This window comes from Paraburkholderia sp. A1RI_3L (assembly GCF_048957895.1).
GTDB classification, from domain to species: domain Bacteria; phylum Pseudomonadota; class Gammaproteobacteria; order Burkholderiales; family Burkholderiaceae; genus Paraburkholderia; species Paraburkholderia kururiensis.
In genome coordinates, this window is the sequence record NZ_JARCHA010000011.1 from 227,746 (window position 1) to 247,826 (window position 20,081).

Below are 20,081 nucleotides of genomic sequence, written 5' to 3' on the forward strand. Positions count from 1 at the left end.
TCTATGCCGCCGTGCATGTCACCTTCGCCGCCCTCGCGGCCCGCCGATCAATGATGCTCGAAGAGCGAATGCGGAACGACGTAGTGCGGCAGTACGCCAGGCTGCCCAGACTGGGACACGCTCGACACGCCCGGGCCATAGCCCGTTGTTTCATTCGACGTCTGAGCCGACGCCATGTTGGCCGCGGGGCCGTTCGCCGCGTTGTACGCGGGGTACTTCGTCTTGTCCTGATGCAGCGTGCCGTTCTGTTCGGCCTGGGCAATCTGTGCCTTCACGTCGCTGCGCATGAGCGGGCCGGTAGTGCCGGTAGTGCCGGTCTGAGCGAAGGACGCGACCGGAGCAATAAGCGCGACGGCGACCGCCAGCGTTGAAATAAAGGTCTTCATGGTGCTCTCCTTGTACCTGCTTCGTGTTTCCGCCCGGCCGATCCGGGCGAAGATGCCTCACGATGCACAAGGTCAGAATAGCCAGTACACCTTAACGGAGCCTTAGCCCTGGCACACCAAAAAGAACGCCAAAAAAACGAAGAGCAATGTGTTGCCCGATGTGGACACTGAGGTGGACACTCAGGTGCCCCCCCAGCGCCACACAGGCACAGGGTCAGGTCGTCGTGACCGGTTCGACCGCCCGCAGGCCGCTCAATTTGACCGACAGTCCGCCTTGCGGCGAAACGTTGCCAAGCGAGAGCGTTGCGTGATGGCGGCCCGCAATGCGCGACACGATGGCAAGGCCCAGTCCGCTGCCCTGCCCCATGGCATGCTCGCCGCGATAGAAGCGGTCCAGCACGCGGCCGCGCTCGCTCTCGGGAATGCCGGGACCGGTATCGGCCACTTCCAGCGTCAGCTTGCCGCCGTCGCGCGTCAACATCACGTCGACTCGCCCGCCTGGGGGCGTATAGCGGATTGCGTTATCCACGAGATTGGAGAGCAGCACCCCGAGCGAATTCGGCTCGGCGAGCGCCATGCAGGCATCGTCGTCTGCGGCGGCGCCGTTGCGCGACACGACGAGCCCCAGATCGATCGATTTCACTTCGGCAAGCAGCGAGAAGTCACCCACCGTCTGCTCGCAGAGCCGCCTCAAGCTCACGGCCTTCATCGGCGCCGGCTGTTGGGCATCTTCGCGCGCGAGCGTGAGCAGTTGATGCACGAGGTGGATGATGCGATTGAGCCGCCCTTCCACGCGTTCGATGGTGGCCGCGTCGCCCTTCAGCGTGCCGTCGCGCACGGCGCCCTGAAGCTGCAGCTTGAGCGCCGTGAGCGGCGAGCGAAGTTCGTGGGCGGCGTCTGCGACGAAGGTGCGCTGCGCCTGCAAAGCAACGTTGAGCCGGTGCAGCAGGTCGTTGACCGCTTCCACGAGCGGCCGGATCTCGACCGGCACGTCGCGCCCGTCGAGTTGCAGCGGTTGAAGCGAATCGATGGAACGCGTGGCGAGCGCGCGCGAGAGCCGGCCGATGGGCGCGAGTCCGCGTGCTACTGCAAACAGCACGAGCGCAATGGTGGGCGGGATCAGCACGCCGAGCGGCCAGAGCGTGCGCAACGCGAGCCGCAAGGCGAGGTCTTCGCGCACGTCGATGGGCTGCGCGACCTGCACGAAGCGCCCCGGCTGCTGCACGCCGAACACACGCCAGTGGTGCTCGGCGTGCTCGACGGTTCGCAGCCCTTCGGGATAGCGCGCGAGCGCCGGCGCGGACGACGAGCGGTAGACGAGTTGGCCCGCAGCGTCCCAGATGCCGATCACGATGCGTTCGTCGCCGATATTGCCGAACGCGGGGCCGCCGCTACGGTTTGTGCTACCGGCAGCGAGATTCGACGGCAGCGAGATCGCCACCACGCGAAGTTCGTAGTCGAAAAGCTCGCTGGCCTCGTGCTTCGCGCTATGGAAGATGCCGGCGCCCGCGGCGAGCGCCGCGACGGCAAGACCGAAGATGAGCCAGCCCAGCAGCCAGCGACGGATGGACCTCATTCGCAGCGCTTCAGCCGGTAGCCCACGCCGCGCACGGTCACGATCTGATCGGCGCCGATCTTGCGGCGCAAGCTGTGCACGTGCACTTCGATCGTATTGCTGCCCACTTCCTCACCCCATCCATAAAGTTTCTCTTCCAGTTCGGCGCGCGTGAACACGCGCGAAGGCTCTTCGATCAGCACCTGCAGCAGCGCAAATTCACGCGGCACGAGGGCCACGGGTTCGCCGTTCCTCGTCGCCTCGTGCGAGGCGGGATCGAGCGCGAGTTCGCCATGCGTGTACACGGGCTGCTTCTGCCCCGTGCGGCGCCTCAGCAGCGCGCGCACGCGGGCGGCCAGTTCGTCGAGATCGAACGGCTTGATGAGATAGTCGTCGGCACCGGCGTCGAGGCCGCGAATGCGGTCGTCCACGGCGTCGCGCGCGGTGAGGATGATGACGGGCGCCGCGCCCCCGTGATTGCGGTAGCCGCGCAGCACGTCGATGCCGTCCTTCTTCGGCAGCCCCAGATCGAGCAGCACCAGATCATAGACGCCGTTGCCGAGCGACAGCTCGGCCGCGCGGCCGTCCTGCGCCCAGTCGATGGCGTAGCCCGCCCGGCGCATCGCTTCCAGCACCGGCTCGGCAATCATGTCGTCGTCTTCGACCAGCAAAAGCCGCATTCCCTTCCCCCTCCCTTTGCGCTGCGGACCAGCAAACACCCATTGTGGCGAGCCGCAGCTTAACGCTTCCTGATGAATTGCTTAAATGCCCGAACTCCGGGCACGCTATTTCATCAGAGGATTAAATGCCTGTTCAGTTAATCGGTTACTTCGTAAAAATGCACGCTTCGTGCAGCATGCGATTCCATCAGCGAAAAATTCCATGCCTCGAAACACTTCATTACACGTTTTTTGCAATTTATGCGTTTAGAATAACGCCCGATCCGGCGCCGTTTAACACGGGGGTACGCGCGCCGGCACGTGAAGACGGCACGCCGCCTGCTGGGCGCACCGCACCTTCGCGTAATCGCTGCTTCGTACTGCGTAGCCGGTCGGCTCGCGGGGCGGGCGCTGCCGAGACAGGCGCCCTTGAGCCGCATGACGTCCATCACCCCGATATAACCTCAATCGACGGACATCCACGCAGTATGGCCAACGTTTCACAATCACCCGACTCGCTTGCGGTCGCGGAACGTGTGCGCGAACTGATGAGCCGCCATGGCATCGGCAAGCGCCATCAAACCACCGAGTTGTGCCGCATTCTCGATCTGAGTTTTTCGCAGGGGCACCGCAAGCTGCGCGGCAATAGTCCCTGGACGCTTTCGCAAATCAAGAAAGTCGCCGAGGCATTCGGCGAGCCGGCGGCGCAGTTGTTCGGCGCGCAGTCGCTCGACCCCGGCATGGTGGGCGCGGTCGCCCACGAGGCCGTGTTCGCCGTGGCCGCCATCGAAATGCCTTGCACGGCGTGGGTGGGCGCGCCCATCGAGCCCGGCAGCCGGCCCGAATTCATCGCGTACTCGAAGCAGGGCCAGTGGCGCGTGGTGCGCCACGACGGCGCGCTCTACCAGAACGCGCACGAGGTTCACAAGATCGAGATCTACCCGCGCCGGCCCGAGAACGACCGGCCGCTCATCGCCGTGGTGGACGACGACCGCACCTCCGCGGACAACCTGCGCGATTACCTCGAACACAACGGCTTTGCGGCGCTCGCGCTGTACGGCCTCACGGCGTTTTCCGAGGCGCTGCAAAGCCAGGTCTTCGACGGCGTGGTGATCGACTGGCTGTTCGGCACGCAGACGTCCGCCGAGGCGATTCGTGCGGTGCGCGCCTCCGAAAACCCCGACGCGCCGATCCTGGTGCTCACGGGCGAACTGCTGACGGGCAAGGCGAGCGAATCGGAGATCGGCGAAATCATTCGCGCCTACGACGTGGCCTGCCACGAGAAGCCCGCGCGCATGGCGATCATCGCGGCGGACCTCTCGAAGCGGCTCAATCGCGGCTGAGGCTGGGCCTTCTGCGCGTCTGGTTCAGCGCTGCGCTTCGGTCAGACCGGAGCGCGGCCGCGAGCGGCCGGCGGCCAGCGCCCGCTGAAGCGCGGCCCGCAGTACGTCGTAATGGACGGGCTTGGTGAGGCTGTCGAAGAACGCTGCCGGGAACGTCTGCCCACCGCCGTCAGGGCCGCTCGCATCGAGGTCGGACATGTACGCGCTCACAGCAATCACGCGCGGCAGGCCGCCCGGGTAACCGCCCGTGCCGACGCGCATGTCGAGATCGGCCATCAGCGAATAGCCGTCCCGGCCAGGCATGTGCAGATCGAGCAGCATCACGTCGCAACGCTCGCTGTCGAGCCAGGCCAGGGCTTCTTCGACATCGGCCGCCGCGTGCACGCTGTAACCCATGTGCGCCACCATCTCGCAGAGCGATTCGCGTACGAGCGGGTTGTCGTCCACTACCAGCACCTGCGGCGGCGCGGCGCTGCGCGCATCCGTCGCGGCATGCGCGGCGGGGTTGCCCGGCACGGACCGCACCGGCACGGTCACCGTGAAGGTCGTGCCCTCGCCCAGGCGGCTGTCGGTCTCGATCGTGCCGCCGAACAAATCCACCAGCCCCTTCACGATGGCGAGCCCCATGCCCGCGCCTTCGAAGCGCCGCGAGCGCGAGGCGTCGAGCTGCGTGAACTCCCTGAAAATCTGCGGAATCTGCGCGTGCGGCACGCCAGGCCCCGTATCACGGACCACGATGGAGAGCAGGTCCGGCAACATCACGAACTCGAGATGAACCGAGCCACGCTCCGTGTAGCGGATCGCGTTGGTGACAAGGTTGTTCGCAATCTGCCGGATGCGATGCGGGTCCGACACCACACGCCCGCCGCCGCGTTCGGCACGCGCCGCGCGCTCGAACACGAGGCCCTTCGCACGGGCGGCGGCTTCATGCTGATCGGCAATGGAAGCGAGCAGTTCGCGCGGATCGAACTCTTCGTCGCGCAACTCCAGCTTGCCGGCGCCGAGCCGCGCGTAGTCGGTCAGGTCCTTCATCTGCGTTTCGAGCTGCCGCGCCGCGATTTCGAGCCGGCGGATCACCTTGCCATCCGCCTCCGAATGTGGCGTGAGCCCAAGCAGTTCGATCGACGACACGATGGCGTGCAGCGGCGTACGCAATTCGTGGCTGATCATGCCGAGAAACGCGTCTTTCGCGAGGCTCGCCTCGCGCGCCGCACGGCTTGCGTCGTGCTCGGCGGCGAGCAACGCCTTTTGCTGGTTGATGAGCCGCGTGCGCCGGAACCCGTTGAACACGAGCAACGCGGTGGCCGCCGCCGAAAGCAGCAGCAAACCGACACCTGCGGCAAACAGCATGCGGCGCTTCGCAAGAAAGTCGCGGCTCATTGCCTCGCGGTCTTCCACGTCGGCAAAGCGCCGGCTGAGCGCGAGTTCGTTGACGGTGTTCCAATGGCTGTGCAGCGCCGCGAAAACCTTGCCGGCGAGGTCGGGATTGGCTTCGAGCGCCGCGATTTGCGGATCGATTTCGGCCACGAGCGCATCGAGCGCCGCAAGCTCCGCTTGCTGGCGCCGCTGCAAGTCCGGCTGCGACGCGAGGTTGCGCGTGGACCCGGCCAGCACATGCAGCTTCGACTGCAGCACCGCGTAACGCAGTTGCAGCTTCGCGTAATCGCGATTGGCGCCGAAGCGGTACTGCAGCAGCTGGTTCTCCAGCCGGGCGTAGGCGATCTGCAACTGCGCGGCGTCCCAGTAATAGCCGTCGTAAGCGCCCGTGATGCGCTGCGTGGCGCGCGAATCGATCAGGTTCGCGTACAGCAGATAGCCCACCGCCGCGACCGGTGGCGCAATCGCCACGAGCCACACGAGGACGAGAACGAAGCGGCGTAACGGACGGCGCATCACTTGACGACGATCGACTTGATCTGCCACGCGAACTTCGAATCGCCGCCGGGGCCGCCCAGTTCGGACGGGAACGTGTCGCGCGGATAGATCAGAAAGAGCGGCCCGAAGTCGCTCATCTTCAGGCGCTGGCCGTTCATGCTGTAGGCGAGCACGACGCCGTAGCGACCGGCATCGGCCATGGGCACGACGCAGGTGTAGTCGTCGAAGGTATGGATTTCGAGTTGCGTGCCATTCGCGCCCACCGTCTTCAGCACGTCGGAGAGCAACGGGCCCGTGAACGTGGAGCGCGGCGTCCAGGTGGTGGACGTCGTGATGGCATGCACGGGCAGCGCGAGCAGTTGCGCTTCGCTGAAGTGATAGACGGTATGCGTTGCGTCGTTCGTGTTGGCGATCTTGCCTTTCACGTCGAGCGACAGCGTGGCCGCAAGCGCGTGCGAAGCGATCAACGATGCCGCGCACACGAGCGCGGCCCCCACTCCCCCTAGCCTGCGCGACCGCCCCGCCCTACGCGAGGCCGAAGCCTGGTCTTCGTGCATTTCTTTCATGCCCCGTTATTCGTCCGCTTTGATCTGGCGCTGCGTTTGCCGCGCCGCCCTTGAGCCGGGGAGCGTGTTCACGCAGGCCCATGCATAATATCGTCAAATTCCAACCTGGCACGACGCCGTGCCCGCAGCCGCCGGGTCTCGCGCTCCGTCACGACATGAACAAGCCGATTCTTCCGCTCACGTACGAACAGCTCGGTCAGTGGATCGAGTCGCTGCAACCGGCGCTGCGCGCAGAAAACTTCGCGGTGATCGTGGGCATTCTGCGGGGCGGCGCGCCGCTCGCACTGATGGCCTCGCATGTGACCGGCGCGCCGGTGGCGTTCCTGCGCTACGACCGCTCCACGCGCGCAGTCACGTGGGACTCCACACTGCCGCTGCCCGAACCGGGTTCGCGCGTGCTGCTGTGCGAAGACATCGCGGGTTTGGGTTTCACGCTGACCGACTGCATCGCGTTCCTGCGCGAGCACGGCCTCACGGTGCGCACCTTGACAGGCGCCTACGACGACCTGAGCCGCCTGCGCCCCGACTATTCGATCGACGCCGACAGCTTCTTCACGCTCTTTCCGCAGGAACGCCAGAGCTACACCCAGCGCTACCGTTCCAGCTGGTCGCGCGAAGGCGCACAAACAGACGCACTGATCGCGACCGACCGCGAATACGCCACCTACGCCATCGACCTGGACGGCATCGTGCCGCCCGACACGCCGCTTGCCGCCGAAGATGATTTCGACGCCACGCTGGAGGAGCGCGAGGCGCTGCAGCCGTTCCGCAAGTTTTCGGGCGTAGAGATCGGACGCGTGCGGGCGGTCGTGACCGACCGTGCTGAAGCCGAGCGGGCGCGCGTGCAGAAGTGGCTCGAACGCCAGGGCTTCAACGGCGTGGAACTCATCATGCGCGAGGCCGGCCCGCACGACGCATCGCCGTCGGCGCAGGCCGCGCGCAAGGCCGAAGCCGCGCAGCGCTGCGGCGTGACGTACTTCGTGGAAGACGACCCGCTCGAAGCCATCCTGATCGCCCAGCAGGCCCCGCTGCTCCACGTGGTCTGGTGGAACGCGCACACGCAGAGCGGCACGCTGATCGGGGCGTCGGCCTGGCGCTAGGCGCTAGGCGCTTAGCGCCGGCCAGGCGGCTGGCGGCTAGCGCAAGCGAGCGCCGCTTCAACCGCTTCATTCAACCGCTTCATTCAACCGCTTCATTCCGCCGCTTCATTCAGGCACGCGCAATTGCCGCGCAGCGCGCTGCGATGCCACGAGAATCAGCTTCATGGTGGCCCGCGTCGCACCGACAAAGAGCTTGCGGGCAACACGCTCGTCGAGCGTTTCAAAATCGATTTCCGTGAAGATCACGCAAGGCGCGGCCTGCCCCTTGAAGCGATAGATCGACTCCAGCAGCACGTCGCCCTCGCGGTATTCGGGGTTGCCGAACAGGTCGTACTTGCCCGTGAAACTGCGCAGCCGGTGCGGGCCGAGATGGTCGAGCGCCGTGAGCGCCGAGCCCTCGCGGCCGCGAAACGACAGCACCACGATGTCCTGCCGGCGAAAGCCGAGCCCGAGCGCCTGCGTGATGGCGCGCTTGGTGGCGTCGCCGATGCCTTCGGTCGCTTGCGGGCCGTCGTGATGTTCGTAGGTGGAGACCGCGACGTCGGACCCGTCGAACGGGCTGCCGGCCACAAGGCGCGCGGCGTCGTGCGACACCGGCCCCGCCACCTCGCGCACGTAGTCGAGGATGTCGCGCGGACTGCGGTAATTCGTCGATTCCCGCAGCACGGTCCAGCCATCGAGCGTCACGCTCTCGCGCATATAGAGGTTCTGCAGCGGGTCTTCGAGCCACCACCACGCGGCACCCGGCCGCAACAGCCGTTCGAGCGCCGCCACCCAGGGCTGCATGAAGTCCTGGCCTTCGTCGACGATCAACACGTCGAACTGCCAGCGCGCGTCGATGGGCGTCTGGGCGAAGGTCTGTTCGAGCTGGTCGAAGACGTCGGAGCGGCCGAAATCCGGCGCGCGTCCCGCGTCGCGTGCAATCCAGTCGCACAGCTGGTGATAGTTGGCCACCTTCACGCCGGGAGGCGCCACGCGCGCGATATGGTCGGCGAGCGGCCGGTTGAAGCACACGTAAAGCACGCGTTGATCGCGCGCCACCGCGTCTTTCATCACCTGCACCGCAAGCTGCGTCTTGCCCGAGCCCGCCGTGCCGATCACGCGCAGCCGGAACGGCGAGAATTCGAGCCGCCGCGCCCAGGTGGCAAGGCCGCCCGCGAGGCGCGTGACGAGCGTGCCGGCCGCGCCCACGAGCGCGCTCGCGTCGGGCGTGAGCGCAAGTTCGTCGGCGAGAAAATGGTGAATCTTCGCGGCGCATGGCAGACGCGGCTCGTCGGCAGGCAGCGCTTCGCGCACGATGGCGGCGAGCCGGTCCTTGCGCGTGGCATCGACGATACGCGCCGGGTTCACGCCGGCAATGGCCGCGTTCCTCACGACGTGATCCGGGCAGTACAGCAGCTCTTCGATGAAATACGTGCCGGCCCCGAACGCCGCGGTAAAGCGCCGATGCAGCCCTTCGATGGTGCGCGCGAGCGCGATGGCCACATTGCGCTCAGTCTGCAGATGGACCTTCACGAGGCCCTTCGGCGTCTCGCGCAGGAAGCCCGTTTTCTGCTCGACGATCATCACGCGGCCCGCCGGACTCACGATCACGAAGTCCGCCTCGCCGAATACCGAGAAGTTCTGGTTGAGCCGCGTCCAGTGCACGCCGTGGTAGACGGTGTAGTCGGCCGGCAGCGCTTCTTCTAGCAGCGTAAGCGTTTCGCGCTCGCGCGCGGCCGCGCCGGTGGCGGCCAGATGCTTCCAGTCGTCGGGGACAATGCGGGCCATGCGGCGCCTCGTCGTGGTCGGTTGGGTGGGTTGCGGGCAGTGGGGTGACTGGCGGAATTGCGGCTGCCGGTATTTTACGCACGCGGCCCCGCACCGCATCCCGCGGCCGTTTGCCGAAGCGCGCGAACCACGCGACGAACGACGGCGGACGATGGCAAACAGCGGCAAGCAGCGGCAAGCCTGCCGGAAGCCGCCTTGCGGATCGTGTATCGTTACTGGTTCATCGCGCGCGCCGTGCGTGCGCAATCTGTCTGCAAGCCTATTGAAGGAGAACCGGCCGGATGATCACGATCTGGGGACGCGCCAACTCGGCGAACGTGCAGAAACTTTTGTGGTGCTGCGACGAACTCGTGCTGCCGTACGACCGCATCGATGCGGGCATGCAGTTCGGCCGCACCCACGACGCCGACTATCTCGCGCTGAATCCGAACGCCCGCGTGCCGACGCTCGTGGACGGCGAGTTCGTGCTGTGGGAATCGAACTCGATCCTGCGCTACCTCGTGATGCAATACGGCGCCTCCAGCCAGCTCTATCCGGCCGATCCGAAGGTGCGCGCGAGCATCGACCGCTGGCTCGACTGGTCGCTTTCCACGCTCGCGCCCACGGAGCGCCCGCTTTTCATGGCGCTCGTGCGCACGCCGCCGGAAAAGCGTGACGCCGCCGCGATCGAGGCCGACCGGCAGGCGGCCGCGGCGCTCTGGACGATCGTCGATCGCCATCTGCAAGGCCGCTTCTTTCTGGAGAACGACAAGTTCACGCTGGCCGACATCGTGATCGGCACGTTCGCGAAGCGCTGGTTCGATCTGGAAGGCATCGAGCGGCCGTCGCTGCCGAATCTCGAACGCTGGTATTCGCGGCTTGCCACCCGCCAGGGCTTCAAGAAGTACATCGATCTGCCGCTGACCTGACGCCGCACGGGCTCACACCGATCTCCACGACATGACGTTGAACATCGCCGCGATGCTCGACGCGGCCCACCGGCACTTCGCCGCCGGTCGCCTCGACGAGGCGCGCCGCCTGCTGGAAGAAGCCGTCGATCAGGCGCCCGACCACGGCGAGGCACTGGAAGGTCTTGCTCACGTTGCCGCCCGGCAAGGCGACTACGCGCGCGCCGCGGACTGCGCCACGCGCTTGCTGCAAAGCCGCGCCGAAGGAGCGGTTTCGCACGAGCAGTATTTTTGGGCCGCGCAGCTCTGCCAGCTCGCGCAGCGGCACGGCGAGGCGATCGGCCTCTTCGAGCGCTGTCTTGCGCGGGCTCCCGATCATCCGGCGCTGCTGCATGGACTCGCGATGTCGCTCGTACAGAACGGCGAGCACGAACGTGCGCTGGCAACCCTCGACCGCCTGAGCGCGCGCCATCCGCAGCTCCACGAAGCGCATTACAACCGGGGCAAGCTCCTCGGCACGCTGGGCCGCTACGACGACGAAATGGCAGCCTACCGGCGCGCCATCGCCATCAAGCCGAACTTCACGCCGGCCTACGTGAACCTGGGCGTCGCGCTGCGCGATCTGCACCGCTTCGACGAAGCCCTCGCCCAGTTTCGCCAGGCGCTCGCTATCGACCCCAACGACGTGGGCGCCCGTACGAATCGCGCGCAGACCAACCTGCTGCTCGGCGAGTTCGAGCACGGCTGGCGCGAATACGAATGGCGCTGGCGCGACGGCACCGACACGCACGGCTTTCCCGACGCCACCTTGTGGAAAGGCCCGAAAGCGCAGCCCCCGGCGGGCCAAACGCTGTTCGTGCATCACGAACAGGGCCTCGGCGACACGCTGCAATTCGTCCGCTACGTCGACCTGCTGGCCGACGCCGGCGCGCGTGTCGTGCTGCGCGCTCAGGACACGTTGCTGCCGCTCCTGCGCGACTACCCGGGAACCGTGGCGGTCATCGGCGAACACGATCCGGTGCCGGCGTTCGACTGGCACTGTCCGTTGCTGAGCCTGCCCTTCGCGTTCGGCACGCGTGCCACCGGCATTCCGGCGAAGACGCCGTACCTTGCGGCCGACGCCGCCCGGCTCGCGCAATGGCACGACGTCATGGCCGCAGCAGGCGAGCGGCCGCGCGTGGGCATTGCATGGTCGGGCAGCCGCACGCACGTGAACGACGCGAACCGTTCGATGCGCTTAGCCCAGCTCGCGCCGCTCTTCGATGCGCCGATGTGCTTCGTCTCGCTGCAGAAAGACGTGCGCGACGAAGATCGGGCGTGCCTTGCCGAAACGCCGGCACTGCTCGACGTTTCGCACCGGCTCGACACGTACGCCGACACGGCAGCGCTTGTGGCCCAGCTCGACCTCGTCATCAGCGTGGATACGTCGGTTGCCCATCTCGCCGGGGCGCTCGGCAAACCCGTATGGATCGCGCTGCCGTTCACGCCCGACTGGCGCTGGCAACTCGGGCGCACGGACAGCCCGTGGTATGGCGAAGCCCGATTGTTCCGCCAGCCCGCGCGAGGCGACTGGGCTTCGGTGGTAGCGAACCTGCGGGCCGCGCTCGACGGTTTCACGCCCGCGAGCGCAGCCCGCGCAGCCTGAGCGGACGCGGCGCCGACAAGCCGCGCCGCCCGGCGCGCCTACAACGCCAGCCAATGCCAGCCGACGCCCGCCCGTATAATCGCCGCATGAAGATCGCAAAATCCTCGCCCGTCGACCGGAAACCGGCTGCTCGCCCAGCCGGTCATGCGCATGACCACGACGGCGGCCAGCACGACTCGCACACAGCAGGCGGTTCCCCAGGCGCTTCGCATGCCGGGACGCCCGCCTCGCAGGAAGAAGCGCTCGCCCTCGCCGATGCCTACTGCCGCGAGCGCGGCGAGAAGCTCACGCCGATTCGCCGCAAGGTGCTCGAACTGCTGCTCGCATCGGGCCGCGCCACCAAGGCGTATTCGCTGCTCGACGAAATGCGCGCGATCCATCCCGGCTCCGCGCCGCCCACGGTTTATCGCGCACTCGACTTCCTGCTCTCCGCGGGGCTCGTGCACCGGATCGAATCGATCAATGCGTTCACGGTCTGCCACGATCTCACGCAGTGCCGGCATGGCGTGCTCGTGGTGTGCCAGCAATGCGGCAACGTAACCGAACTGCATCAGCCCACGCTGCGCGCAGCGCTCGTGGCGCAGATCGAAGAAGCGGGCTACCGGCTCGCGAGCGACGACATCGAACTCAAGGGTGTCTGCGCCAACTGCCAGGCGGCCGAACGCGCGGCCAAAGACGCGCCGGGCGCAAAAACGGTGAAGGCGGCGAAAGCGGAAGCGTAGGCCTACGCGCTGGAATGTTCCGCTGCGGTTGCCTGTCTTTGAATGAGGCGCAGTGGTGGGGCGCGATTAGTCAGTGGGCAGATCTGCGGCGGACGCCGGCGCCTTCGCGGCTTTCACAACCTTCACAGCCTTCACGCGCTGGATCCCCTTCGACGTATTCAGCAGCACGGCAGCACGAATCAGTGCCTTCAGCGCTTCCGCGTCGATTGCGTCGCCCTCGTGAAAATCGATGGCGCGCCGCGTATTTCCTTCGAGACTCGCGTTGAAGAGACCCGCCGGGTCGTCCAGCGATGCGCCTTTTGCGAACGTCATCTTCACGGCGCTCTTGTAGGTCTCGCCCGTACAGATCAGCCCGCCGTGCGACCAAACCGGCACGCCGCGCCACTTCCACTCTTCGACCACGTCCGGGTCGGCTTCCCTGACAAGCGCTCGTAGCCGCGCCAGCATCTCGCCGCGCCAGTCGCCCAGTTGCTGGATTTTTTCGTCGATGAGTGTGGAGGCAGAGGGGCCTTCCGGCGGTTCGCTCTTTTTCACGTTCTGCGTGTTGGGCATGTTCCCGACCCGGCTAAACCTGCCGGCTAAACCCGCGCGTCGATCGATTCGCGCAGCAGCGCGATGAGCTTGTCGGGCTGGGCCGGCTTGGTCATGAAGTGCTGGAACCCTTCGCCGATGCTGCGCAGCCGCCAGCTTTCGCCGGTGTGGCCGGTCAGCGCGATCGCGACGGAAGGCGTGTGATCGCAGCGTATTTCATGGTCGCGCAGGCGTTGAATGAGGTAAAACCCGTCCATGGCGGGAAGGTCGAGGTCGCATACCACGGCGTCGGGCAGCAGCCGAAGCGCCGCCTCCACGCCTTCTTCCGCGTCGGCTACCGCGACAACGCGCGCGCCCTCCGACTCCAGCAACGTTGTCAGCGACTCCCGGCTTTGCGGGTCGTCTTCGACAAGTACGATCGTTGCCTGATCGAGTCCTTGTAGTTCCTTCATGTACCTTGATGCAAAAAGACAGATTCAGGGGCCGCACACAAGGACGATTCCCCTGCACGGCATGCCGTCGCATCGTGCCGGCCGTTGGCGTTGGCTGACGGGCGCACGCGGATACGACGCCTTTGGATACCCGGCTTTGGATACCCGCATTGCAGCGATGTTCCAGGGGACGGATGCAAAATACGTTCCAGTTTTCGGCACCGACTGGCGCCAGGCTCACGCTACGTCGCGGTGCGGACGATAGCGCCGCAAAAAGACAGCCTTGTGAAAGGCGTTGCGGCCCCATCGACGATGCTTCGAGCGCTGTCTGAAATCATGGCCGAAGGTCTGTTCGCCGTCGTGGCCTGGCCCGGCGCCCGGGGATTGGCCGGCGATCGCACTGGCTTTTCGGCCGATGTCAGCCGCGCGCCGTGCGGCGCTATCATGGCGGACCCTTCCCTCCTTTTTCCGGACACGACGATGCAGGAACTCGACGCCGCCACTCTCGAAGCGCTCCGCCACGTCACCACGGCAACGCTCACCACGCAGTTGTTCAAGCGCGGACTGCGCAACACCTTCATGCAGGGCGTGAGTCCGCTCGCCGCGCATACGGGGCCGAACCTCGTCGGTCCGGCCTTCACGCTGCGCAACATTCCGTCGCGCGAAGACATCGACGTGCTCGAACTGTTCGCCGACCCGGAGTACGCGCAGCGCAAGTGCGTGGAGACGGCGCCCGCAGGCCACGTGCTGGTGCAGGATTGCCGCGGCGAGCGCGCCAGCGCTTCGTTCGGCTCCATCCTCACGCTGCGGCTCAAAGTGCGCGGCGTGGCAGGCATGGTGTCGGACGGTCCCGTGCGCGACAGCGCCACGATCGCCGAGCTTGGCCTGCCCGTGTTCTGCGCCGGCGCCAGCGCGCCGCCGAACCTGATCCGTCATCACGCGGTGGACTTCAACGTGCCGATCGGCTGCGGCGGCGTCGCGGTGTTTCCGGGCGACGTGATCGTAGGCGACGCGGACGGCGTCGTCGTGATTCCGCGTGGCATCGCCGCCGAGGTCGCCGCGGCCGCGGCGGAACAGGAACGGCTCGAAACGTTCCTCACCGAACGCATTCGCGAGGGCGCCACGCTGCCCGGCACGTATCCACCCAACGACGTGACGAAGGCCGCCTACGAGGCGTGGAAAAAGACGCACTGAAAGGGCGGGAACCCTCGGCCCTGCGCTTCAGTCCTGCGGCCCGACGCCATGCAGGAGCAGTGCTACGGCATGCCGGGCGATGGCCTGCGCACTAACCTGGCGACGCGCGGGCAGATCGCGCCATTGCTTCGACGTGGCAAACGGCAGCACCGTCAGCCCGAGCAGCGTCAGGAATACGAGCGAGGGTTCGAGTGCGCGGTTGAGCCGCCCTTCCCGTTGCCAGCGCCGGATCGCGACGAGCGCCGCCTTGCGGTTTGCGTTGCCGAAGCGTTCGTGCATGCGCTGGCGCAGCACGCCGCCTTCGCTGATCACCTCGCGCACCCAGAGTGGCGGGAACCAAGGGTTCTCATCGGCGACTTTGACGAACAGCAGCGCGAGGTCGGTGAGCGCCGCGACCGGATCGTCGGGATGGTTGCGGAACGGCTCGCCGAACTGCGCGCGAAGCGGCACGAAGCACTCGTCGATCAGCACGTCGATCAGCTGGTCGCGCGTGTTGAAGTAGTAATGGACCATCGCCGGCGTCACGCCGGCCTCGCGGGCAATGGCGCCCAGCGTGGTTTCGAGGATGCCCTGCCGCGCGAACAGCCCAAGCGCCACTTCGAGCAGTTTCTCGCGCTGCTGCGGCCCCCGGGCGCTGCCCGACGGCCGGCCCGGGCGGCGCGGCGGGTCGTTGTCTCCCAACTTCTCGCCTCGCGCGGCCAGGGCCTGGGCGCCATCGCCCCCATCGCCCCCATCGCGGGCATTGGCCCCCACGGTCGCACGCGGCGCGCGGTTTCTGACGTGCAGCGCGGCTCGCGCGCTTCCTGCTCGATCCTGTTTCGGTTCTGACATGCTGAATCTGGAATGGCGGCGCATGGTGCTGCGGGCGCCGGTTCGGTTCATCGCGCCCGGCACGTCGACACGGACACGGCGCGCCCGGCGAATTTACGCAGGGTAACAGAGTCCCGTTTGACGTAGGCGCTCATCCGCAATATATTAATTTTCGTGTTAATTAATTCAACGTCAGGCACTTCCCATGGAACTACAAACCTCCGCGCAAGGCGAAGGGCACCGTGAAGGGGCTGGCGGCATCGGTTCGCAGCCGCAGACACCAACGCAAGCACAGGGGCATCCGCCCATCCGTTTGCTGTTTCCCGCGCTCCTGCTCGTCATGCTGCTCGCCGCACTCGACCAGACCATCGTCTCCACGGCGCTGCCCACCATCGTCGGGGAACTGGGCGGGCTCGACCAGCTTTCGTGGGTCGTCACCGCCTACCTGCTCACGTCCACCATCGTCGTGCCGCTCTACGGCAAGCTGGGCGATCTGTTCGGCCGCAAGGTCGTGTTGCAGGCGGCCATCGCGCTGTTCCTCGCCGGCTCGGTGCTCTGCGGCATCGCGCAGAACATGCCGCAGCTGATCGTGCTGCGCGCGCTGCAAGGTCTCGGCGGCGGCGGGCTGCTCGTCATCACCATGGCCGCGATTGGGGACGTGGTGCCGCCCGCCGAACGCGGCCGCTACCAGGGCCTCTTCGGCGGCGTGTTCGGCCTCGCGACGGTGGTCGGTCCGCTGCTGGGCGGCTTTCTCGTCGAGCATCTGTCGTGGCGGTGGATCTTCTACATCAACGTGCCGCTCGGTGCGGTCGCACTCGTCGTGATCGGCGCCGTGTTCAAGCCGCGCACCGCGCACGTGAAGCACCAGATCGACTACATGGGCGCCGCGTTTCTGGCCGGCGCGCTCACCTGCATTATTCTCTTCACGAGCGAAGGCGGTTCGGTGCTGCCATGGTCGTCGGCGCAACTGTGGCTCACGCTCGTGCTGGGCCTCGTGTGCGTGGCGGGCTTCATCCACGAGCAAAAGCACGCGGCCGAACCCATCATGCCGCTCGAACTCTTTCGCGAACGCACGTTCTTGCTGGCGAGCCTGATCGGCTTTGTCGTGGGTGTATCGATGTTCGGCTGCGTCACGTTCCTGCCGCTCTACCTGCAGGTCGTGAAGGGCTCCACGCCATCCGAGGCCGGCGTGCAAATGCTGCCCATGATGGGCGGCCTGCTCGTCATGTCGATCGTGGTGGGACGGCTGATCAGCCGTATCGGACGCTACCGGATCTTTCCGATTGTGGGGTCACTGCTCGTGGGCGTCGCGATGGTGCTGCTCTCCACGTTGAAAATCGAAACGCCGATCCGCGTGATGTACCTCTACATGGGCCTGCTCGGCTGCGGCCTCGGCATGATCATGCAGGTGCTCATTCTCGCCGTGCAGAACACGGTGGCGTTCCGGCACCTCGGCGTGGCCACGTCGGGCGCCACGCTGTTCCGCTCGATTGGCGGCTCCGTTGGCGTGGCGGCATTCGGCGCGGTGTTCTCGCACGGCCTCGAAGCGCGGCTCGACAAGATTCTGCCGCCCGACACGGGCCTGCCGCAGGGGCTCACGCCCACCGCGATCCAGCATCTGCCCGCGGCGCTCCACGACGACTATCTCCAGGCGTTCGCGGGCGCCCTGCACACGGTCTATGTCGTGGCCGCCGTGGTCGTGGTGCTGGCGTTCGCGCTCTCCTGGCTGCTTCAGGACGTACCGCTGCGCGAACATCACTGACGTGTATGCGGGGCCGGGTGGCACGCGCTGTCCGGCCTGTCGACAATCCTGCGGAATAAGCGGTACTTCGGCCCTCTGCTCTCTTCTTTGATCCACCGCCCGCGCTGCTAGTCTGGTTGCCTACCCGATCCTCGATTCCCGCTGCCGGCGCACAACGCGCCAACAGCGAACTGACGGCAAGCTTTCGGCCACCATGACGTCCAACGCACTCAACTTTTCCGGCGGTCCCGGCGCCCTGCCCGAGTCCGTTCTCGAACAGACGCGCGAGGCCATCGTCGCGCTACCCGAGACGGGGCTCTCGGTGCTCGGCATGAGCCATCGTTCGGCCTGGTTCAAGGCGCTCGTGGACGAAGCCGAACAGAACCTGCGCGCCCTGCTCGGACTCACCGACGACTACGCCGTGACGTTCCAGCAAGGCGGCAGCAGCCTGCAGTTCGCCATGATCCCGATGAACTTCGCGCGCGGCGCAGGCTCGCCGCCCGAGTACGTGACCTCCGGATACTGGAGCGGCCGCGCGACGCAGGAAGCCGCCAAGGTGACGGCCCGCCGCGTGGCCTGGGACGGTCGCGCAACGGGCTACCGGCAACTGCCGGCGCTCGATGCGCTCGACGTCGCGCAAGACGCCGCGTACCTGCACTACGTTTCCAACGAAACCGTGGAAGGCCTGCAGTTCCCTGTCTTCGACAACACGCCGCCCGCCCCGCTGATCGCGGACATGTCGTCGGACTTTCTGTCGCAGCCCATGGCCTGCAACCGCTACGCGATGATCTACGCACACGCGCAGAAGAATCTGGGGCCCGCGGGCGTGACGGTCGCCGTCATCCACCGGTCGCTGCTCGAGCGCATTCCCGACGGGCTGCCCGCCATTCTTGACTTTCGCACGCACGTCGCCCACGGCTCCAACTACAACACGCCGCCCGTGTTCGCCATTTACGTGCTCACGCTCGTCACGCGCTGGCTGCGCGACGAGATCGGCGGACTGGCCGCCATGCAGCGCATCAACGAACGCAAGGCGGCGCGTCTGTACGGCACGCTCGACGCGCTCGGCGACGCCGTGAGCATCCACGCGCACACACCGTGGCGCTCGCAGATGAACGTGGCCTTCACGTTCGGCGACCGCCGGCTCGACGAGGCATTCGCAGCGGCGGCGCGCGAACAGGGCATCGTGGGACTGGAAGGACATCGCTCGCTGGGCGGGCTGCGCGCCTCGCTCTACAACGCGGTGACGGAACAGGCTGTCGATACCCTCTGCGAGGCGCTGACCGAGTTCGCGCTGCAACGCGCATGAGCATGAACGCCACGCCGAACGAAGAACGAAGCGCCATGAGCCATGCCGCACCCGCCTCGTCATGCACTCACGCTGCATCCGCGACTGTGCCGACAACGAACGCCGACGACAACGCCCTCACCGACCTCGCCCGCGCCCTCGACGCCGCGCCGCTCGACATGGACCTGCATCGCGCCATCCTTGCCGCCATGCGCGAAGCCGGCGACGAAAGCGGCTTCCTCGCGCACCGCATCGCCGTGGTGACGGCCGAAACCATCGCGGCGGGCGCACCCGATCTTGCGGCGATTCCGCTCTACAACCTCGCAACAACGTTCTACCTGCGCGGCGAGCCCGCGCGCGCGAAGCACTGGTACGCGCACGCGCTCGCCGTGAATCCGAACCTGGCGATCGCACACCAGAACCTCGCAGCGATCTACGACGAAGAAGGCCGCGCTGCGGACGCGCAACGACACCGCTCGCGCGCCTACAGCCTGCAACGCGTGTTCGTGGAGCCCGTGGAGCGCCCGCAACGCCAGTTGCTGATCCTGTGCTCGGGCCATGCGTCGGGGAACGTGCCCTTCGATACGCTGCTCGACCCGCAAACCGCCTCGCGCATCAAGTACGCCATCGACTATGCCGACGACGCCGAAGACACGCAGTTGCCCCCGTTCGATCTCGTCTTCAACGCAATCGGCGAGGCCGATATCGCCACGCCGCTCACGGCGCGCATCGAACGCTTCGCGGCGCGCTGCGGCAAGCCGCTCCTGAACCGTCCCGGCGCGGTCGCGAACACACAGCGCCACCGCATGCCGGCGCTGTTCGAAGCACTCGACGACGTCGTGACGGCGGCCTGCATCCGGCTCGACAGCGTGCCGCCGTCGCCCAACGTGCTCGAATGCTGCCTTGCCGTCGGCACGCTCGCGTTCCCGCTGCTGATGCGCCCGCTCGCCACGCACGGCGGCGACGGCCTGACCTTGCACGCGTCGATGGAGACGCTCTGGCCCGCGCTCGAAGCGCTCGCCGCGCCCTGCTATCTCACCGCGTTCCACGACGTACGCAGCGCCGACGGCTACTTCCGTAAGTACCGCATGGTGTTCGTCGACGGCGAGCCGTTCCCCTACCACCTCGCCATCGCGCCGCACTGGATGGTCCACTACTACACGGCCGAAATGGATGCGGCGTGGAAGATCGCCGAAGAGCGGCGCTTCCTCGAAGACCCGGCCGCGACGCTCGGCGAACGCGCGATGCGGGCAATTGCCGCCATCGCGCAACGGCTCGACCTCGACTATGGCGGCATCGACTTCACGCTGCTGCCCGACGGCCGCGTCTTCGTGTTCGAAGCGAATGCCACGATGCTCGTGCACCGCGAACCGATGGACGGGCCGCTCGCGCACAAGAACGCGTTCGTGCAACGCATTGTCGATGCGTTCGAGCGGATGCAGATGGCGCGGCTTTCGGGTGACGCGCCGGGCTCGCCTCGGCCGACGTAGCGCAAAGTAGCGCAAAGCGCCGACAAGAGCCTGTCTTGCCACCGTGCCAAACGGTACCAAAGCGCACCAGGGAACCCATTTTGTCCGC

General features: G+C 66.6%; 18 protein-coding genes. 9 read left to right on the forward strand and 9 right to left on the reverse strand.

From position 1 onward, the window contains the following. Positions 1–47 precede the first annotated feature (47 nt). The 3 genes from PXJ20_RS26075 to PXJ20_RS26085 all read right to left on the reverse strand — a co-directional run bounded on the left by PXJ20_RS26075 (position 48) and on the right by PXJ20_RS26085 (position 2,621). Positions 48–386, reverse strand: coding sequence for a DUF4148 domain-containing protein (locus PXJ20_RS26075; protein WP_421032472.1), 339 nt, complete (start codon positions 384–386; stop codon positions 48–50). A gap of 214 nt (positions 387–600) precedes the next feature. Further along, positions 601–1,962, reverse strand: a complete 1,362-nt coding sequence (locus PXJ20_RS26080; RefSeq protein WP_017773677.1) for an ATP-binding protein — start codon at positions 1,960–1,962, stop codon at positions 601–603. Continuing rightward, entirely contained in the window at positions 1,959–2,621 is a 663-nt protein-coding gene (locus PXJ20_RS26085; protein WP_199543679.1) for a response regulator, read from the reverse strand. The genes PXJ20_RS26080 and PXJ20_RS26085 overlap by 4 nt, the downstream gene beginning before the upstream one ends. A 467-nt stretch (positions 2,622–3,088) precedes the next feature. Between PXJ20_RS26085 and PXJ20_RS26090 the strand changes: the two genes are divergently transcribed. Further along, entirely contained in the window at positions 3,089–3,943 is an 855-nt protein-coding gene (locus PXJ20_RS26090) for a helix-turn-helix domain-containing protein (protein ID WP_017773675.1), read from the forward strand. 24 nt (positions 3,944–3,967) lie between these two features. On the opposite strand, the gene PXJ20_RS26095 is transcribed toward PXJ20_RS26090, so the two are convergent. Together PXJ20_RS26095 and PXJ20_RS26100 are read right to left on the reverse strand one after the other, a co-directional pair. Beyond that, on the reverse strand, positions 3,968–5,836 hold the full coding sequence (locus PXJ20_RS26095) for an ATP-binding protein (protein WP_421032674.1): 1,869 nt from the start codon (positions 5,834–5,836) through the stop codon (positions 3,968–3,970). Continuing rightward, positions 5,836–6,375 carry a molybdopterin-dependent oxidoreductase gene (locus tag PXJ20_RS26100; protein WP_085970087.1) on the reverse strand — a complete coding sequence of 180 codons (540 nt, stop codon included), beginning with the start codon at positions 6,373–6,375 and terminating at the stop codon, positions 5,836–5,838. Before PXJ20_RS26100 ends, PXJ20_RS26095 begins: the two co-directional genes overlap by 1 nt. 164 nt (positions 6,376–6,539) lie before the next feature. Here PXJ20_RS26100 and PXJ20_RS26105 point away from each other — a divergent pair, with 164 nt between their 5' ends. Then, positions 6,540–7,484 carry a phosphoribosyltransferase gene (locus PXJ20_RS26105; protein WP_421032675.1) on the forward strand — a complete coding sequence of 315 codons (945 nt, stop codon included), beginning with the start codon at positions 6,540–6,542 and terminating at the stop codon, positions 7,482–7,484. Positions 7,485–7,589: 105 nt separating this feature from the next. On the opposite strand, the gene PXJ20_RS26110 is transcribed toward PXJ20_RS26105, so the two are convergent. Further along, positions 7,590–9,254 (reverse strand): ATP-binding domain-containing protein, encoded by a 1,665-nt coding sequence (locus PXJ20_RS26110; RefSeq protein WP_421032473.1) that lies wholly within the window; start codon positions 9,252–9,254, stop codon positions 7,590–7,592. A gap of 281 nt (positions 9,255–9,535) precedes the next feature. On the opposite strand from PXJ20_RS26110, the gene PXJ20_RS26115 reads away from it, so the two are divergent. From PXJ20_RS26115 to PXJ20_RS26125, 3 genes are all read left to right on the forward strand, one after another. Then, the gene (locus PXJ20_RS26115; protein ID WP_413214530.1) at positions 9,536–10,162 is read left to right on the forward strand and encodes a glutathione S-transferase family protein; all 627 of its coding nucleotides are present in this window, start codon (positions 9,536–9,538) and stop codon (positions 10,160–10,162) included. 31 nt (positions 10,163–10,193) lie between these two features. Further along, positions 10,194–11,786: a tetratricopeptide repeat protein gene (locus PXJ20_RS26120; RefSeq protein ID WP_421032474.1), complete on the forward strand. Its 1,593-nt coding sequence runs from the start codon at positions 10,194–10,196 to the stop codon at positions 11,784–11,786. An 86-nt stretch (positions 11,787–11,872) separates the two neighbouring features. Next, positions 11,873–12,508: a Fur family transcriptional regulator gene (locus PXJ20_RS26125; protein ID WP_233411773.1), complete on the forward strand. Its 636-nt coding sequence runs from the start codon at positions 11,873–11,875 to the stop codon at positions 12,506–12,508. Between the two features lie 66 nt (positions 12,509–12,574). Here the strand turns inward: PXJ20_RS26125 and PXJ20_RS26130 are convergent, their stop codons facing one another. Together PXJ20_RS26130 and PXJ20_RS26135 are read right to left on the reverse strand one after the other, a co-directional pair. Further along, entirely contained in the window at positions 12,575–13,060 is a 486-nt protein-coding gene (locus PXJ20_RS26130; protein WP_421032475.1) for a DUF1801 domain-containing protein, read from the reverse strand. 26 nt (positions 13,061–13,086) lie between these two features. Then, positions 13,087–13,491, reverse strand: a complete 405-nt coding sequence (locus PXJ20_RS26135; RefSeq protein ID WP_017773666.1) for a response regulator — start codon at positions 13,489–13,491, stop codon at positions 13,087–13,089. Between the two features lie 423 nt (positions 13,492–13,914). Here PXJ20_RS26135 and PXJ20_RS26140 point away from each other — a divergent pair, with 423 nt between their 5' ends. Next, on the forward strand, positions 13,915–14,664 hold the full coding sequence (locus PXJ20_RS26140) for a ribonuclease activity regulator RraA (RefSeq protein WP_233411774.1): 750 nt from the start codon (positions 13,915–13,917) through the stop codon (positions 14,662–14,664). Between the two features lie 27 nt (positions 14,665–14,691). Here the strand turns inward: PXJ20_RS26140 and PXJ20_RS26145 are convergent, their stop codons facing one another. Beyond that, positions 14,692–15,345 carry a TetR/AcrR family transcriptional regulator gene (locus PXJ20_RS26145; RefSeq protein WP_017773664.1) on the reverse strand — a complete coding sequence of 218 codons (654 nt, stop codon included), beginning with the start codon at positions 15,343–15,345 and terminating at the stop codon, positions 14,692–14,694. A gap of 334 nt (positions 15,346–15,679) precedes the next feature. On the opposite strand from PXJ20_RS26145, the gene PXJ20_RS26150 reads away from it, so the two are divergent. The 3 genes from PXJ20_RS26150 (at position 15,680) to PXJ20_RS26160 (ending at position 19,993) form a co-directional block, all read left to right on the forward strand. Then, complete coding sequence (locus PXJ20_RS26150; protein WP_421032476.1) at positions 15,680–17,236, forward strand: MDR family MFS transporter; 1,557 nt, start codon at positions 15,680–15,682, stop codon at positions 17,234–17,236. A gap of 193 nt (positions 17,237–17,429) precedes the next feature. After that, entirely contained in the window at positions 17,430–18,524 is a 1,095-nt protein-coding gene (locus tag PXJ20_RS26155; protein ID WP_421032477.1) for a phosphoserine transaminase, read from the forward strand. Between the two features lie 86 nt (positions 18,525–18,610). Then, positions 18,611–19,993 (forward strand): hypothetical protein, encoded by a 1,383-nt coding sequence (locus PXJ20_RS26160; protein ID WP_421057446.1) that lies wholly within the window; start codon positions 18,611–18,613, stop codon positions 19,991–19,993. Positions 19,994–20,081: the final 88 nt, after the last annotated feature.